Here is an 18,040-nt window from a genome sequence, read left to right on the forward strand (position 1 = left end):
TCAGAGGCCGGGTGGAAAGGGCTTTCGGAACCCTCAAGAAAGACCACCGCATGGCCAGGGCAAGGTATCTTGGCGCAGCTAAGGTGGGCCTGCAACTCATGTTGGATGCCATTGCCTTTAATCTCAAGAAAGCGGCCAGGATGGCTATGGCATAGAAAAACAGTCCGATAGAGCCTTATCAAGGCCCTGTCGGGCAAGCTTAAAGCGATAAATAAACTCTAAAATCAAGGTAAAACGGGACTGAAAAATCAACTTCAAGATTAAAAAGGGAAACCGGCACACCTAAAAGCGGCCGGACGACTTACGCAGCACTCTCGATTAGGGGAACAGGGCGATTATTAAAAGGGAGAACAATGCAGTAATTATTCACTCAGTGAGGTAAGAATCCACAGGCTTTTGCCAAATACCAAAATAACTCACTATGCGAAGAATATATCAAGACAAAATCTAAAAACAATAAGTTGCGTCAAGAGGCTAAGTTGGATTAAAACTACGCCAACTCAAAAGATGTACACGGAGTATCCTTATGTGTTGAAAGAATAAATCAAACAATTAATAACCTTTGGCCGTTTTATTAGAAAGGCAGATATATTTTAACAAATAGCTTTTTTATCAGATAGCTAATTAAAATAGACGAACCGGGTTATTGACTAATGTGACCCGGTTTTTTATTTTTTATTCCAGGGAGTTATCGTGGAGAGATTCGGATATTTCCTGTAATGAGGCGGTTATGATTGCTGCCCCAAAATCAAGGGCGCAGGTTTTCATAAAGTCAGCAACAAGTTCCGGGTGATCTTTGGCATACCCTTCACCAAATTTGGAATCAATTATGCGAATAGAATTACTAAAATAATTCCCAGCGGTTTCAGATGCTTGTTTCAATAAGTCATTACTAGTAGCGGTAATTTTTCCATTATTACTTACCTTCTCCCGTTCTTTTTCAGAATTTTATTAGTTCAACTTCACATTTAGCTATCTAAACTTATTTTGGTTAAATGTCAAGAGCAGGGTTTTAACACATCCCCCACATTGCGCACCGGCCAATTTGGCTTGGGCGTTATTTTTGTGTCTTTCCCTCCCCAAAGCAATACCCATTCAAATTCAGTTAGTTACCTGGCGCACGCTTTGGGAGTGGGTGCTTTTCATTTGTCAGCCTCGACGGGTTATCTTGGTGGCGAATATGGTTATCAGGCCTCCGAGCATGAGATACCCCAAGAATACTTCCGCCATTACCCATCTGGCCGCAACATGGGTGAGCGGGGTTATATCTCCGAACCCCAGGGTGCTGAAGGTGACCACGCTATAATAGAGCATGGTTTCAAAATTAAATCCCAATTCAGGCGGGACAGAGAAGGCACTTTTACCCAAGCTAAAAAAAATACCGGCAAACATGCAGATAAAAGCCAAGGACAAGGTAAACCAAGGCCATATACTGCGCCCACAATCGCAGGTTATGAGCCAAATCCAATAAAGGATATTGCCAAACTTGGACTGTCTAAGTTCTTCAATGAATTCTTGAGTTCTGACAAAATCTTTAAATTTGGCGCTACCGATGGAAGCGAAGGCATTGCAACCGAGAACTTTAGTTTTGCGGTTGAATTTAACGTTTGTAGAAATTGCGTGTCTAAAATTGGCATTAAAAAGGATTGCATTACTAAAATCGGCGGACCCAATATTAGACTCTCTGAATTCTACTTCTGTAAGGTTTGCATTTACAAAATCACTCCCTTCCAAATCAGAATTCCCGAATTTTGCACCACTACAATTGGAACCTTTAAATTCCACCGCTCTCAAATCGCTTCCGGTAAATTTTGCGGTACAAAGAATTGCACCAATGAAAAAAGCATATTTAAAAACAGCATTTCGACAGTCGGCCAAGATAAAGTTGGCTCCATTGAGCACAGCCCATTCAAAATTGCCTCCTTCAAGCTTTGCCAGCAAAAAATTCGTCTTGCAAAGATTAGCATAGGCAAAATTAATATACCTAAGGTCTGCCCCACTAAAGTCAACGTTTTCAAGGTTAGAATTAAACAAGTTATGGGGCGGCTCCCCATTACGCCCACCTTCCAACCAAGTTTTGTGATCCTCCAAAATCTGGGCTATCTCTTCTTCGCTGGGCTTCTTCCCTGCCCAAATAACAGGCTTACTCTGTTCTTTGTGCTCATTCGCCATGATCATTCCCCCTTTTCAAGAGACACCATCCTAACACGGAAGGCGGCTTAAATGTCTTGGGCATTGGATCATCTAAGCCGGGACCAGCGGCTTTCAATTCTGGAAAGCCTGGAGGGGCAAAGCAAGGCTTCTGGATCATGGCAAATGACGCTTTGCCCGTTTCACAATGATCACACCCCGTCTTTTGGCTATGATCCGGATAAAGATTGCTGGAAATGTTTTGCCGGTTGCGGGAATGACGACATGATGAACCTTTGGGCCCGAATACATGGCACGGGTGATAAAAAAGCGGACTTCAAGGCCTTTGTGGCCCGATATGGCGACGAAGAACCGTCAAAAAAGGCCAAACCAGGTAGGAAAACCGACAACAAGCTATCCAGGCGCACAGCGAGCCCGGATGAATTCATAACAGAGCAGGAATTCAAGGACCTGGCCCTTTTGCCGGAATCCTGGATAAAGCAACTCCAAAAGAAGCGGGGTTGGAGCCGGGCGTTTGGTCAATATCCGCAAGTACATTACAGGCGGGCCTAAAAACCACAAAATAAAAAGCTGGTACCGAATTGAGCAAGGGCCCGGCGGCAAGGACCTGGTGAGTTTTGGGGCCAATCGCCTTTAACCCCACCCCAGCCAGTTGCGGCCTGGTCGGGTTTGGTTTTGCGAAGGCGAACCAGACCGGATCTACGCCTTTTCACATGGTCTAAATGCCATCACCCAGACCTCTGGGGCGGGAAGTTGGAATCATGAGTTTGAAGCATATTTAAAAGCTATTCTGCTAAAATGCATACGAAGCTGGCTAAAAGGGAGCCACTAAGTTTAGCTTACGGTAGGGCATAATTATCATGCTGACGGGAGACAAAGAAGGAGACGCCATGGCCCAAATTATCAGGCAGTCGCCCGGTGCTGTGCTTAAGGATTTATTGAAGGAAGAGGAACTCAGCGTAAATGCTTTATCCATTGCCCTGGGTGTGCCGGCCAGCCGCATGAGCCAGATTGTCAAGGATCGGAGATCCATATCAGCGGACACCGCTATCAGGTTGGGACATTATTTTGGCAACGGTCCGGAGTTTTGGCTTCGTCTGCAGATGCGCTGGGATCTGCATCAAATAGAAAACCGGGAAGGGGAAAAGATCCGCGCCCAGGTTCGCCTGGCCAGTTGATTTAATTCTCATCATTTGCAAAAAGCTCTCAAAAAAACCGGAACCTGCTTCTTGAGCTTCTTTCCTCGGAAATCACTATCTGTCCTTGCCGCACGGTGCTGGGGAGCCGGGGCCGTGGAGCGGGGTTTCGTCGCATTCCCCACCTAATGCACCGGCCAAGTCCGTTTGGGTTTTATTTTCAGTTCTTTTCCATCAACTCCATAAGATCCTGGGGATAATCCGTGATAATGCCGCCTACGCGAGCATCTATCATGGCCTGCATGATCTTGGTGTCATTAACGGTCCAGGCCATGATCTCAAATCCGTTTTTTCTCATTTCCTTTAACGGCAGGGAATGAACCAGGCTGAAATGGGGATGCAGGGCGTTTGCTTTTAAGGCGGTCAAAAGCTTTATCGGGTCTTCCACCGGTTCTTTTATTAATGCGCCGGTGGGAATCAGGGGTTCGATTTCCTTTATCATGGCCACATATTCATGGTTAAAAGACGAGATTAAAACACGATCTATCATGTTAGTTCCATGTATCACCTCGATCACCTTCTCACAGACATCGAAATCAAACTCAAGCCCTCTTAGATCCTTTATCTCCACATTCACCAGCTGATTTTTTTCCCTGGTAAAGCTAAGGGCCTGGGCAAGGGGGGGAATCTTCAACCCTTCCCAGCCGCAGTTAAAGTTCATCAATTCCTGCCAAGTATACTCATCCACATTCCAGGGCCTTTCTTTGGGCCTCAATTCCCAGGCATTGGTGGTTCGCTCAAGGGATCTGTCGTGGATGACCATGGGAACTCCGTCCTTGGAAAGGCGCACATCAAGCTCCCAAAAGTGGGCTCCTGTAGAAAATGCCTTACCTGCCGCCGCCAGGGTGTTCTCAGGAGCCAAAGAAAGTCCACCCCTGTGCGCACCGCAAAGCGTCTTTACACCTTTATTTCTGAGTTTGGCCACATAATCAAAAAAGGACATTTTTCCCCCTTTAGGTTAAAGGCCCTTGAATCCTATCACCTGAGTGGAAACCTTTCGGCCCTGAAAGGAGTTTGCCATCTAATTGTCTCAATAAACAAACCGCCTGGCCAAAGGGGTATTTGTTCCTTGACAATAAAGACCATCTCTTCCAAGATAACCGGAAAGCCATGCCCCTGTTAAACAAAGGGGCAACGGTCTTATGGGTGTAGATGCACCCAAAGGCCGGGCAGACTGAGAACGGTCGCCGACCGCCTCTTGACTCCGGGGAAACGCCACAGGCAGATTCCCGGCGTAAAAGGCGGAAAGCCGAAAAGGGAAGGCGATGTGAATTCGCTACGGTCCCGCCGCTGTGACCGGGGACTTTTGCCGCAGGGCAGGCCTTTTATAAAGGCCAACAGTCAGCCACTGTCCTTAATCGGACGGGAAGGCGCGGCTCAAAAGGTATGATCCGGGAGTCAGAATACCTGCCCGTTCTCAAAAAATAGGAATCCTTATCCAATTGGCGAGGACCGAACCGCCCTGTTTTGCAGGGTCAAGGGATTCCCTGGGCGGAATTAAGTCAAGAAGGGTGCACTCCCCCAGTTCGCACGAAGCGAACTGGGGTTTTTTTATGGCAAGAACCTGACTTATTCAGGCAAAAGCAGGAGGATATCGCCGTGGCTTTCGAACCTGTGAAAGTTACCTACTCCGGGGAGATCATGGAGGTCTCTTTTGGGCAGGAGGGAAAAGAACTCACTGTAGGTGGAGAAAAAAGCTACCCTTTTCATAACTTTGAGCATCCCATGCCGCACCGGCCGGTATTGGCCATGGAAGTCTGGGACATGAATCCCGAAGAATGGCCCAAGGCCTGTTCCGAGCCCTTTGCCGATGTGATGGCAGACACCGGCGCCTGGGCTAAAAAATGCGTTGAGGAATTCGGGGCCGAAGCCATTGTGGTCCAGCTCAAATCAACCGATCCCAATGCCGACGACGCCCCGCCGGAGAATGCCTCCGAGGCGGTGGGCAAAGTTTTAAGCGCTGTGGATGTACCGGTTATAGTCTGGGGGTCGGCCAATGCCCACAAAGACGCAGAAGTCCTGAAAAAGGTCGCCGAAGACCATGCGGGCAAAAAACTGGTGTTGGGGCCTGTGGATGAAGACAACCACAAGGCCATCGGCGCGGCCGCCCTGGCCTATGGCCATTCCCTGGTGGCCAGCTCTCCCATTGACGTGAACCTGGCCAAGCAGCTCAATATCCTTTTGGGAAACCTTGGCGTGGATATGGGGCGCATCATGATTGACCCCACAACAGGCGGACTGGGTTATGGAATGGAATATTCCTACTCGGTGATGGAACGTATCCGCATGGCCGCCCTGGTTCAGGAAGACGACAAGCTGATTCTTCCCCTGATCAACAATGTGGGCAACGAGGTATGGAAATCCAAGGAAGCCCGAATTGAAGATGAGGAGGCAGCCTCATTAAACCTGGGTGACGACAAAAAACGCGGTGTCTTGATGGAGGCCACAGCGGCTGTTTCCTATCTCATGGCCGGTTCAGATATATTGATCCTGCGCCATCCGGATTCAATCGCCTTGATGAAGACCTACCTGGACAAAATGCTGGCCGAACGGGAGCCTGCCGCGGAAAAAGAAGTCGTTGACCGGCCCAAGGTGGCCAAGGCCGACTTTAAACCCGCTCCGCCGCCAAGGGAAAAAGCGACGGCGAAACCTGCCGAAGCCGAGGGCAAACCACCAGAGCCTGAGGCCAAGCCTGCGGAAGCCGAGGCCAAACCACCAGAGCCTGAGGCCAAGCCTGCGGAAGCCGAGGCCAAACCGCCCGAGCCTGAGGCCAAGCCCGCGGAAGCGGTAGCCAAGCCGCCCGAGCCTGAGGCCAAGCCCGCAGAGGCGGAAGCCAAACCGCTGGAAACGCCCAAGACTGCGGAAATAAGTGCAGCTTTGGGACTGGAAGCCCTGGAAAAAGCAGTTTCCGGCCCGGCTGACCTGGCCGAGACAGCCAAGGCCCTGGCCCAGGTGGCGGAAAGTCTTACCCAGGCTGCCGGGGTGTTGGCCAAGGTGGCCCAGAACCTGCTTAAAACCCAGCAAGCGCCTCCTGAAAAAACAAAACCAGAGGCCGGAGAGCAGGAGCCTCCCAAACCGGCAGAGGCGGAACAAGCCCAGGCAGAACCTCAGCCCCAGGGAGAAGTCAAGGCCAAGCAGCCTGAAACAACACCTCAAGAAGCCGAGGCTAAACAACCTGAACCCGCAGCAGCACAAAAAGCCAAGGAACCTGAGGCCCCGGACGAAAAAGCTGAGGCCGAACCGGAACAGGTGAAAACCGAAGAAGAGCTGAAAGCCGAAGAAGAAGAGCAAAAGAGGCTTCAGGCTGAAAAGGAAGAAGCGGAAAGAAAAGCCAAGGAAGAGGCAAAGGCAAAAGCCGAAGAAGAAGCCAGGCTCAAGGCCGAGGAAGAGGCCCGTCTTAAGGCTGAAGAAGAGGCCAGGGAAAAGGCCAGGCAAAAAACCGAGCAAGAAGCAAATCTGGCCAAGCTGCGCCAGGAAAGAAGGGAGGCCCAAAGGGAGCGCCTGGCCCGTATGCAAGCGGAAAGGGCCGCCCTGGATGACGAGGAAGAACAGGTCGAATACGGCGAGTACAAACCGGACGGATTTGCCGGGGCGGAAGCGGAACTTGTCACCCATGCCCTGGATCGCTGGTCTTTGCGGGGAAGCGGTTTCGGACAGACCAAATCTCCAACCTATACCCGAGCTTCCAGTGTGCAGGCCCAGCCCAGAGAAGCCATCAAACTTCCGGAGCCAACTAAGGAACGCAAAGCTATTTGGGAGCGTAAGGCCAAAGAGGCAGAGGAATTGGCCAAACTGCGGGCAGGCCGCAGGGAGCACAGGCTTGAGTTGGCGGCAAAACACCAGGCCGAACTTAGATCCAAAGAGAAAGAGGAGCCTCTGGATATTGAGTATGGCGAAGTCAAGCAAGCGGGGCAGGCCGGAGCCGAAGCCGAGCAGGTTACCCAGGCCCTGGAGCGCTGGAGCTTAAGGGATGATGAGATCCGGATCAACGGTGGTCCGGTAATGAAGCTGGCATCGACAATTTCCTTGTCCAAGCTCAGAAAAATTGAGCTTCCGGAGCTGAGCGAAAAAGAAAAGGCTCGCCAAGAGAACAAGGCCAGGCAATTGGAAGAGCTTGCTGGCCAGAGAAGAAAACGCAGGGAACACCGCATGGAAATGCTGGCAAAATACCAGGCGGAGCTTGAGGCCAGGGAAGAAGACGAGCCTGAAGAAATCGAATATGGTGAATATCCCCTCTCCGGAGTGGCGGGCATGGACGGAGATTACCTCACCAAGAGCCTGGACCGCTGGAGCCTGCGGGGAAACATATCCGGCTCGGGCAATCCGGCCATGGTAAGAAACTCTTCCATGGTTATTACCAGGCAAAAGGAAGTAAAAGAAACTCTGGCCGAGCTTAGTGAAGAAGAAAAGGCAAGAATCCAGGAGGAGTTGCATCAAAGCCAGGAGCTTTCTCAACTAAGAGCCAAGAGAAGAGACCGTCGCCGGGAACTGGCCGAAAAACATAAACAGGAAAAAGAGGAGTTGGGGCTTTTGGAGCCCGAGGAAATGGAATACGGCTCCTACCGGGAAAAGGGAGTCTCCGGTCCCGGCGCGGATTATATCCTGCGCAGTATGGAAAGATGGCAGTCCAGAAGTTAGAGGTCCTAGTCAAGAAAAGCGTTGACAGTGTGAGACTTTAAGAGAAAGAGTCATGGCCTTCCGGTTAAGATGGTTCAAGCCAAAAGATACATCTTAATTGAAAGGAAGGACCATGGCTCAAAATCAGTATATCATCAACCGTTAGTTGAACATCCTGGAGTTGGGGCAAACCCTGGGCAATATCAGCGATGCCTGTCGCAAACTGGGTGTAACCCGCCAGCATTACTACGATATCAAACAAACTATTGAGGAAGAGGGCTTGGAGGGGCTTTTGGAAAAGAGCCGCCGGGTGCCCAGGATCGGCAATCGGGTAGCCCCTGAGATAGAACAAAAAGTGCTGGATTACGTTTTTCAGTTTCCCACCCACGGCCAGACCAGGGTGGCTAACGAGTTGAAGAAGGCTGGCATTCTGATCAGCGCCGGCGGCATCAGAAGCATCTGGCAGCGCCACGATCTTACGGTTGAGGCTCTGCGTCTCAAGCGTTTGGAAAAATGGGGAAAACACCGAGGTTCTAACCGAATCTCAGGGCCAGGCTCTGTAAGCGGCCAAGGAAGAGAAAGAAGTAGGCAAATTCCCTGATACCAGTATTTATGTGATGTATCTTTATGACATCTTCACGCTTGCAATACTTATGACAGGCTATTTTCACGTCCTGAAAATCAAGGAGACCATTCAAGCCAGAGTCTCTGTTGCCCTCGTTGTCTCGGCGCTTTCAACATTCGTTACGTACACAGTTGTTGCTTATGTAATTGAGTTTGAGGAGCTTCTCTTTCATCTGAGCGGGATTCTCTATATATGCCTTCCCATGCTTGCCGGACTAAAATGGCATAAAGAAATAGCCATGTTCTGTATTTCGCCATTTGGGAAATAGAGGCATATAATCCCAAAACCCCCTCTCGTCAGCCTCTCTCAACTTGTTGAATTTCTAGGATTTACCTCAAAAGCAAGTCTCTACATAAAAAGCTATATATTACCCTTACAATCATCTATACCCATATATAGTTACCCATGTCAACGCCTAATACCCACATATGCTTAGGTTCTTTTGCTTCGATGGAGTGGTATGAGTGGGTATCAGGAGCATTGACATGGGTAAGCTTGCAGAATTAATTGGCAATCGGCTGAGAGAAGTCAAAAAAGACAGAGGTCTTCGCCAGGAAGATCTCGAGCGCTTTGGTATCAGCTACAAATACTACCAGCGTATCGAGGGCGGCAAGGTCAACCCTACGCTTGAGACTATTGAGAAGATTGCCGAGGCTTTTGACTGCAAGCCTGAAGAGCTCTTCATGTTCCCCATGACCGAGTCACAGGAGAGAGAGGAGATTCAGGCGCGCCTTGCAGAGTGTGAAAAGCAGGGCGATTCTGAGGCTCTGAGAAAGCTGCTTGTGATTATTCGGGAGGTTTTGTGAGGAAGGAACATCTCGGTATTTCATATCCAGCTAATTTTACGCCATTTTTAAGCTTTTCAAAATTATCACTTTTCTTCATTGTAATTTAATCCATATTTTTATATGATTTTTAGGGAATTAAAATGACTAGATTTGAATTTCCCCATCAGACTGGAGGCTAGTCATTTATACCTGGGTACAAATTCATAAGACTGACCGCAAAGATACCATTTGAAATATTAAAAATGTCTATTTAAGGGGCTATTTTAATATGATTAATTTCAAAGAAGCTCAACAATTAAACAATAATGGTTGATTTTATAAGTACATACCAAGATCAATACTTGGGTTAGCATTGTGAAATTTAGGACATCTCAAAAATTTAACTAAATGCTTGATCCTCAGGGTCATTGTGGCCGCTTCCAGGATTTCCTACAGTGGCCGCCGCTGGTGGGTGAATGTGGCGTCGTTATTTCCTCTAGCTCACCATTACAGGACGGTGCTGGGTACAGGCTGAAACGGATTTTCCAAATGATTGACCGAGAGGATTGAATTGATTTATCATGCCCTGAAATTGGGGGATAGAGAATTCCTTCCAGTTTTTCGATTAATCAGAAACAAGTCAAACAAGTGTGTGCTCTTTGGGCGTCAAAACGGGGCATCCGTTTGGACACCTAAGTTGCAAAGAGCTTAACAAAAAAGGAAATACGGCGGCGGCGTATTTTGGACTACTAGGCCAATATTTTCTTAAAATTTTTATATTTTCTAAAACTTGCAGAGGTAGTTGGCCGCCGTAAACTATTACAAAATGGGGAAGGTAATGAATACAAATGCCTGCATTTTTTGTGGTGAAATAAGGAAAGTTTATGCAAAGAATAATGAAAACCAAAGAACGTCTGATTCCCAATCGCCTCAGCTATCCTATATTTGCGAAAAATGTTTGTGGGAATTTTGGCTTGAAGACGTTCAAGGCAGGCTAGGCAAGTTGCATTTTTTCAAAGGAATACTTGGTGATATGAAAAACATATTTGATGAGCTAAACAAAAATAGTGCATTAAATGAAATGGATACAGAAGAAGAAGCGACAGAAGAAGAAGCGCATGATGTAGTAAGTACTGTAAATCATGAAGAGATTTATAACTATTTACGGAGATTCGTAATTGGGCAAGATAATGCTCTGAAGCAAGTAGGTTTTGCGATTTCAATAAATAATTTAATTCACGAAAAAAAAATAACTGAAGAAAAACCTTCGATTGATGCAAAAGCAATTTTATTTATTGGTCCAACTGGAGTGGGCAAGTCATACACCCTCAAGTGCTTGGCAAACTTTCTAAGAAAACCCTATGCCTTTCTCAATTGTGGGAACTTAACCGCACCAGGGTTCGTGGGCGGAGATTTAGAGTCCTCTTTCTATGATCTATATATTTCAGCCGATAGAAACGTTAGCAAAGCAGAAAATGGAATAATATTTCTTGATGAAATTGATAAACTGGCCTCAAGCAATTTTCAGGACGATAGAATCAGTCAAATGTCTAAAGCCGCACAACAGTCTCTTCTTATGCTAATCGAAGGCTGTAAGATAGAGGCACTTAAGTACAGAAATGTTTATGAAAAATCAGTATCAATAAATACAAAAAATATACTATTTATTGGCAGTGGAGCGTTTTCCAGGTTGGAGAAGATCGTGAGTAAGAGAAAGGCGCGCAATCGATCAACATCAAACGTTTTTGGCGACAGCATTGTTTTCGATGAAGATTTAATTTCATATGGATTTTTACCCGAACTTGCAGGAAGATTTCCTTTTCGTGTTTGTTTTGATCCAATGGGCGAAGGTACATTGGTCAAAATTCTGGAGATGCCTAATAGCCCATTGAAAATTCATCAGAAATATTTTACTGAGCACGTGGTAAGCGTAAATGATGGCGATATTTATAGGAAACTTGCACAAATGGCGTTGCAACAAGGGGCTGGTGCCCGTTCTTTGTGGTCCGTAGTTCATGAATATTTCAGACTTAAGATATCAAAAGGCGAATAGAAATGATTAAAAATATTATAGATTTTATTAATAAATATGGACTGATTGAAAAGCCTCCAATAAAAGAATTAATACTTAACGATAGCCCTACCTCTAGCCATCTACAGAAGTGTATAAAAGAAATTGCAAAACAATCAATTGAAGTTGCAATAGTAAAAACTGATGATAAGCAAGCCACAGATTCAGGTATACTGATAAATGCACTAAATCAAAGCTTCCCAGGAAGAGGAAACTTTGTGTATCGTTTTGGTGCAATATTTGATCGTTTGATAAGCAGATACTTAAACCAGGAAACACAGCACTATAACACATATAATAAGCACATCGCCAAGCCGAATGTGCTCATTATTGGCTCCGCTAATGTTGGAAAAACATTTTTTTTAAAAAACGTTGTACCAAAGGCGTTCGATGGAAATAATAAAACTAAGGATGCTTGTGTTATCTATATAGATGCCCGTCATCTAGTCTCCACAATTGTTCACTTGCGGCAAATAGGCCCCATCCCCATGTTAAAAGCCTTATTTACTGTATGTGACGATCCGAGTAGTTGGCTGAGTGCTACGCCCACCGTTGTTTGTCTAGATCATCTTGAGAGCCTTTGGACGGAGTATGACAATCGTCGGAACTTCTTGCCAACTACGTCCTCTGTTTGCTCTGCCTTGTCAAGTATTATTAGTGGTGTGTTTTATTCTTTTACAGAGGATATGGAATTGCCTTATAGATTCGATGAAAATTCCTATCTCTCAACAGGTAACACGGTTTTTGTTGCTGCTGCCCGGTTAGAAAAGCTTACTCAAGTAATTACTACGCGAGCGGGAGAGATAGGTTTATGTGATGTTTTTCCTGAGGATCTACACCAAGCCGGTCTTCCAAAAAGTTTAACCAAAGAGTTCCCGCATCTATTAATACTTCAACCAATGGACGAGACTGATTTTTGGGAAGTAATTGAAACAGAAAATACTCCTGCTTTTGATTCGGTTAAGAAAGTGGCACAAAATTTTAATTTAGAAATTAAGTTTGAAAATGATGCCAAATTGGCCATTTTCGAAAACTGTTGGGCAGGATTTCCAGATTTCGAACGTCTAGATCGTTTAGTCAGCTTGCTGAGTTGGGAACTACCGCTGGAAATCTCATCAAACGATATCATAATTACCCGTGAAACCATCGAAATTATCAATATGCAAAATAAAGTACTGCCAAGTGATGTGTCTTGATCGTTCTTTATAATTGCAATATTGACGATTGCGTTATGATGAATAATCCTGCCGCGACTAGCGAAGTATTAGACCCACAACTGAATAAAACTGGGAACAAGTGAAAGTGGGAAATATGGAAATAGAAAATTTGCATCTTTTTTTTCATCCTGTAGAGAGTACTTCACAAGAAGTTTATAGACTTAACAGTAGTCATTCTTCAAGCCCTGTCACTGTTTATCCAAGTCCAAGGCTGAAGAAGTCAATAGAGATATACATAGAATGTTATAAAAAGCGTTTAGATATAAAACCCGAAAATGGATTGTGGGACATTTTAACATACTGGATTGGGCAATTGTTGTGGCATGATTTTTTTTTAAAATTAGACGGAAGCGCAAATATCATAGGGCAATCAATTCTTACGGCTCTTGAAAATTGTCAAGCTTCGGGAAGTTTGCTGCGTATAATGTTGCACCTTGGTCAAATAGATTCTCAATCAATGGCTGCTAATGCACCATGGAATGCTTTGCTAGTTAGAAACAAAAATGATCAAGCATATCGCTCTATAGTTGGAGATTATAAAAATGTTAAGATACTTTATTTTTGGGCAGACTCAAAAAAATGCCTAATTAAACATGAACAATTATTTGAAAAAATAAAAGTAGTTATTACTTTTGGCGGTGATTCCTATATGAACGAAGCGGCGAGTACGCTTCTTAATAGTTTGCTCACGTTGCTTGAAAATAATAAAGATTTTATATTGGTAGGAAACTATTCATTACACAAGAAAGAGACAATCTTATCGAGTCCAATAAACGCGGATATCTGGATTCATATTGGACATGGGGGTGAAGATAAAATTGGAGATATTTGTTGGGTATTTGGGCCAGGCGGATCATTAGATGAAGGCTGTAGTCCTAATGACTTTTATAAACGCACCGATTACATATCTTCTCCAATTGTTATATTAACCTCTTGTGGTATAGGAGGGGCTGGAAAAGATTCATTCCAAAGTATTACACGACGCCTATTGTATTCTAAGCGTTACGTTATAGGTTATATGTATAGGTCATTTGTCCCTATCGTACAAAAACAGTTAGAAACAATTCTATTACAACTAGCAGCGGGTGAAACTATAGAAGATGCGGTAGCGCAGGCTCAACGGATAAATATTTGTGAATCAGGTTCTTACAATAATTGCACACCAAATACACCTTTACGTTGGTGGCAAACTCAACCTGTTATTCATATTAATAATGAAAGTGTGCCTTTAGAATTTGGAATGCTTAATCAAAATTTGGAAGAATTACTTCAAGATATTAAGCAATTAGCAGAAGCATACTCTGAGCATTTTGCGATTCATGAAAACATAAGTAGAAATGATGAATATTATATTCAACCGAGGGTTAGTAGCGCTATTTCTATCGACAATCTGGTTCGCGATTTATTGGAGATGAACAGGTTTAATCAACGAGATAAAAAGGCTAATCCTTTAATTATTTATTCCACTACTGGTATGGGTAAATCGACGTTTCTATGGCATCTGTTTAAAGATAATTATTATAGAGTGAGCGGTCGTGAAGAAACAATCCCGGTAATTTTACATTTCAGCGACATCAATGATACATTGGATAAATATATAAATACAGGTAAAAATGTTACAATATATCATCTAATATCTAATACTTTGATGGAAAAAAGCGGTTTATCCCGCAACCCATCAGATAAAGAAATAAACAAAATAGCATTTGGATTAAGACGCCTGATCGAAAAGGGAAGAGTTGTACTATTATTAGATGCGTTTGATGAACTGAATGATATTACACAGCCTCGCATCATCAAAAAATGGAAAAACGTTCTCTCACCACTATTTAGCAATATTAATGCTTCTGTTATCATAACCTGTAGATCTGAGATGAAATCAACTCATGACTTAGAATATTATTTCCCCGGTAATAAATCGATTTCATTGCTTCCTTGGGACGATAAAATAGTAAAGGAATACTTCGAAAAAAGAGAACTCAGTAGTTCTATTGTTAAGATGTTAATGCAGTGGGATGAGATAATATATACACCTCTTTTCGCCTCATTAGCTTGTGAAGCCGCTGTGTCAGGCGAAAATGCCTCAGGTGATATTCTATTGGCCGAACTGTTAGATACCATAGTTAACAATTGGGCTTCGAGAGAATCTTCAAAGTCACTAGTTGAAACGAATACGCTAATTACTTTTGCTTGCCAGCTTGGGCATGATTTAAATTCTAGCTCATCTTTAGAAAAAGATGTGGGTTCGATTAAAAGAAAATTGCAAATTAGCGATGATGATGTAGAGAGATTAAAAGTGCTGTATCTTCATAGCTTGCTACGAATCGTGAATGGAAGAGCCAGATTTGGTTATGAATTATTTCGAATTTATTTTGCTGCGAGGTATCTGTGTAACTTATTTTATGATTCTGAATATGATGAGACTGAATTCATAAAGGCAATATCAGAATATTGTGTGGCGACACCATATTCTAAGCCAAGTGTGTGGTTTGGACATTTGTTGAGTGGTCTTCTAAGTAGAAAATGCGAAAATTTTACAATGGCTAAGGAGATATTAAGCAAAATTAAAGAATCGTTAGAGAAGTATTTAGTAAACCAAAAAAACGATAAAATAAATCTTATACTTTTAACTGATTATGCATTGCCTCTCACTTCCAATATTGAGAAAACCGCACAAAAAAGTATAAATGATCACATTGAATCCTCTCAATATAAAATAATTAAAGTAGCATTTGTAGGACGAAATTTATCAGAAATCAATATAAGCAATTTTAAGTTTGAAGAGTGCGTTTTTGATCAAGTGAATTTTGAAAATTGTAACTTTAAAAATTGCATTTTTGAAAAATGCATATTTACAAGAGTAACATTTGAAGGGAATAACTATGTTAAAACAAATTTTACTGAAGACTGTGTTTTCGAGAATTGTAAAGGCTGTGTTTTCAACAATTAAAAAAATTGATTTTTAGCTTCATAGTTAAAATAGACTTTTAAAAAATATTTGTGATTAGAGATAAGAATGTTTCACAAACGACATAAACTCCAAGACATACATCGGTTGCAGTTAGACATCCCTGGGCCACTTGGGAGTTGCCATGCGCTTTCCACATCACGTTACGGAGGAATAATTATATATCTTCCTGTTGGCACACTACCTAATGTACGTTTTTCACAAAAGATGATTGATGTAATTTCTTGGATTGTTGATCGTTATGGAATATCAAATATTGCTATAGATGGCTTTACATCGGGATTTGAAGTAAACGGATTCACATTCAGAAATTCTTATGGCGAAATGATTCGTTTTGACAAAGAAGACTATCATTCTTATCTAACTGATATACAACGCTATCTATTAACTGGAAAATATAGAGGATTTATCCACGGTATTGATAGCCTAAATGAATATCAATCTCAACTTAATGCTTTTATGTCATTGTATCCTTTGAAAAGAAAAATCGTACTAGCTCTTCGTGAAAGTTTATTTTTAGCAATAGAACGAGCAGAAAGCATTATTCCCAATAAATTTCGCGACTGGTTTTATAGTTTGCTTCCGTTAACTGATCTTGAAGAATGCAATGATTATACGAATACGGAAATATACATGGAAGCGGTCTTTGAATTACTCAAAGAAACCATTAAACATAATATTGATCTTGGAATATTTCCAAGCTTAAATCGCATTAAAGAATTATCTCAAAGAAAAACGGATAATCTTTCATTGAAGAATGAATCGGTAATGAGAGAATTGAAATCATTACTGCAAAATTTGCAGCACATGATATACCCCCATGATTTTGAGAAGATTGAAACATCTTTTCATAAAATACAATGTAATCAAATTAATCAAAACGATGCAAAAGCCGGATTAAATGATGAACAACTTTTTATTTTAAATTTAAAATATATTTTGGTAACTTCGGGAATATCTATAGATAATTATGAAAATTTGTGTAAATTAATTGATATTGTAGAACTAGAAAATCAAATTAACGAGGATATCAGTAAAAGATTTCAAAGAGAAGTGCAAGAGCTTTTTAAATTGTATGTACAAAACCAATGTAAACAAGACTTTGTGCTTAGATATTTGGAAATCATAGATATGATATATAGATGTTACAAACTAATTTCAATAAAAATCGTTCCAGCGGAATATAGAGAATTTATTTCCTCAAGAATGGATGCCTTTAATATAATAAAAAGTCTAAGGCAAATTCATGTCCCATTGATCGTGGAAGAAGAAGAACTGGATGCAGCAATTGAATTTGCAAAAGATTTCTATTTCCACGCAAACTCGCGAGCAAGAAATATGGCTAACCAGGTTCAGCAATTGATAAAACAACAAAACAAAAAGAGTGTAGATACACTTTTAGTGGTAACAACAGGTTTTTTGGAGCCTAGTTTAACTAATACGCTTAATTTAAGTGAAACGGCATGCTACGTGGTCCACCCAGTTGTACCAGAGGATAATTATGATATTGATGAATTTTATAAAATAATGTATGAAAGAAATCTGCAATATGGAGCGAAAAGTAATTTGATGGGATGAAATATTTGTACAGAGGAAACGCAAATGCCAAAAAAAAAGATAATAGAATTAGCCTGGGACGAAAAAAGATCTATTCAAATTGAAGTAGATGAAGAAGTTGATGAGAAAGATGATCTTACCAGGATTGATCCAGATGCTTTGGGTGATTTTGATAAAGATGCTAAAAAAGATTTGCGGAAATCAATAAAGACAGTATCCCAAACATTAGAAGAGTTAAAGCCATGTATTCAGGATCTGGTTAACAAGTTGAGCATTCAAAAGCCCAGTGAAATTAATATACAATTCGGTTTAAAACTTGAGTCCGGAGCTAAAGTTGTGTTTGTTAGCGCATCAGGAGAACTGCATTTTAACGTGAGCATTAAATGGAATCATTAAAAATTGAGTAAAGGGTGACAGATGAGGTGAACCTTGATAATTGTACAGTCGTCATCGTAAAAATATGGTCAAGGGCACGGTGGAGCAGACCTTGAACTTGAACGATCTTCTGGATGCGGAGGCCGACTATCTCGTCCAGGTTGATACCTATCTTACCCTCATCAATATGCATCATGCTCCCCATCTGTTTGGTGTTATCCTTGTCCAAGGTGGTGCTCCTTTCGTCCGATTTGAATGAAATCTAGCTAATTTACATTTCACCAGACGAAAGTCACCGCCTCCTTAATATAAGTGAAAAATAGAATACCTCATCGATTTATTTGTTGAGTTATGAAAATTGCAGGATCTAGTTATTCCATAATCCTATCTAAAAGGAGAACAAAATAAAAGCTATAAAAACTTCAGATTTCTTAATGTAGTTTAAATCTGCAGCAGTACTTTATTTGGACCCATATTGAGAGTGCTGCACAGTATC

Annotated in this window: 14 protein-coding genes and 1 riboswitch; of the genes, 11 read left to right on the forward strand and 3 right to left on the reverse strand. The window is 42.7% G+C overall.

What is annotated here, in order from left to right:
- The first annotated feature begins 11 nt into the window (after positions 1-11).
- Entirely contained in the window at positions 12-155 is a 144-nt protein-coding gene (locus tag X474_RS27300; protein ID WP_353743137.1) for a transposase, read from the forward strand.
- Positions 156-1,149: 994 nt separating this feature from the next.
- On the opposite strand, the gene X474_RS16160 is transcribed toward X474_RS27300, so the two are convergent.
- Positions 1,150-2,172: a pentapeptide repeat-containing protein gene (locus tag X474_RS16160; protein ID WP_052515302.1), complete on the reverse strand. Its 1,023-nt coding sequence runs from the start codon at positions 2,170-2,172 to the stop codon at positions 1,150-1,152.
- Positions 2,173-2,223: 51 nt separating this feature from the next.
- On the opposite strand from X474_RS16160, the gene X474_RS16165 reads away from it, so the two are divergent.
- Positions 2,224-2,703, forward strand: a complete 480-nt coding sequence (locus tag X474_RS16165; protein ID WP_052515303.1) for a CHC2 zinc finger domain-containing protein — start codon at positions 2,224-2,226, stop codon at positions 2,701-2,703.
- Between the two features lie 338 nt (positions 2,704-3,041).
- Positions 3,042-3,329, forward strand: a complete 288-nt coding sequence (locus X474_RS16170; protein WP_044350388.1) for a HigA family addiction module antitoxin — start codon at positions 3,042-3,044, stop codon at positions 3,327-3,329.
- 178 nt (positions 3,330-3,507) lie between these two features.
- On the opposite strand, the gene X474_RS16175 is transcribed toward X474_RS16170, so the two are convergent.
- On the reverse strand, positions 3,508-4,290 hold the full coding sequence (locus X474_RS16175; protein ID WP_044350369.1) for a glycerophosphodiester phosphodiesterase: 783 nt from the start codon (positions 4,288-4,290) through the stop codon (positions 3,508-3,510).
- 259 nt (positions 4,291-4,549) lie between these two features.
- A riboswitch (cobalamin riboswitch) is annotated at positions 4,550-4,776 on the forward strand.
- Between the two features lie 170 nt (positions 4,777-4,946).
- Between X474_RS16175 and X474_RS25695 the strand changes: the two genes are divergently transcribed.
- From X474_RS25695 to X474_RS16220, 8 genes are all read left to right on the forward strand, one after another.
- Complete coding sequence (locus tag X474_RS25695) at positions 4,947-7,985, forward strand: acetyl-CoA decarbonylase/synthase complex subunit delta (protein WP_082464433.1); 3,039 nt, start codon at positions 4,947-4,949, stop codon at positions 7,983-7,985.
- Between the two features lie 145 nt (positions 7,986-8,130).
- Positions 8,131-8,565 (forward strand): helix-turn-helix domain-containing protein, encoded by a 435-nt coding sequence (locus X474_RS16185; protein WP_052515304.1) that lies wholly within the window; start codon positions 8,131-8,133, stop codon positions 8,563-8,565.
- A gap of 509 nt (positions 8,566-9,074) precedes the next feature.
- On the forward strand, positions 9,075-9,395 hold the full coding sequence (locus X474_RS16195; RefSeq protein WP_052515305.1) for a helix-turn-helix domain-containing protein: 321 nt from the start codon (positions 9,075-9,077) through the stop codon (positions 9,393-9,395).
- Positions 9,396-10,194: 799 nt separating this feature from the next.
- Complete coding sequence (locus tag X474_RS16200; protein ID WP_044350374.1) at positions 10,195-11,409, forward strand: AAA family ATPase; 1,215 nt, start codon at positions 10,195-10,197, stop codon at positions 11,407-11,409.
- Between the two features lie 2 nt (positions 11,410-11,411).
- The gene (locus X474_RS16205; RefSeq protein WP_044350375.1) at positions 11,412-12,623 is read left to right on the forward strand and encodes a protein-tyrosine phosphatase family protein; all 1,212 of its coding nucleotides are present in this window, start codon (positions 11,412-11,414) and stop codon (positions 12,621-12,623) included.
- A gap of 115 nt (positions 12,624-12,738) precedes the next feature.
- Positions 12,739-15,594: a pentapeptide repeat-containing protein gene (locus tag X474_RS16210; protein ID WP_044350377.1), complete on the forward strand. Its 2,856-nt coding sequence runs from the start codon at positions 12,739-12,741 to the stop codon at positions 15,592-15,594.
- Between the two features lie 105 nt (positions 15,595-15,699).
- Positions 15,700-17,190: a hypothetical protein gene (locus X474_RS16215; RefSeq protein ID WP_156360804.1), complete on the forward strand. Its 1,491-nt coding sequence runs from the start codon at positions 15,700-15,702 to the stop codon at positions 17,188-17,190.
- 24 nt (positions 17,191-17,214) lie between these two features.
- Positions 17,215-17,565: a CU044_2847 family protein gene (locus tag X474_RS16220; protein ID WP_044350381.1), complete on the forward strand. Its 351-nt coding sequence runs from the start codon at positions 17,215-17,217 to the stop codon at positions 17,563-17,565.
- Here the strand turns inward: X474_RS16220 and X474_RS16225 are convergent.
- Positions 17,549-17,773, reverse strand: coding sequence for a hypothetical protein (locus X474_RS16225; RefSeq protein WP_044350382.1), 225 nt, complete (start codon positions 17,771-17,773; stop codon positions 17,549-17,551). The genes X474_RS16220 and X474_RS16225 overlap by 17 nt on opposite strands.
- Positions 17,774-18,040 lie beyond the last annotated feature (267 nt).

Origin of the sequence: Dethiosulfatarculus sandiegensis (assembly GCF_000931935.2) — a bacterium.
GTDB lineage: Bacteria > Desulfobacterota > Desulfarculia > Desulfarculales > Desulfarculaceae > Dethiosulfatarculus > Dethiosulfatarculus sandiegensis.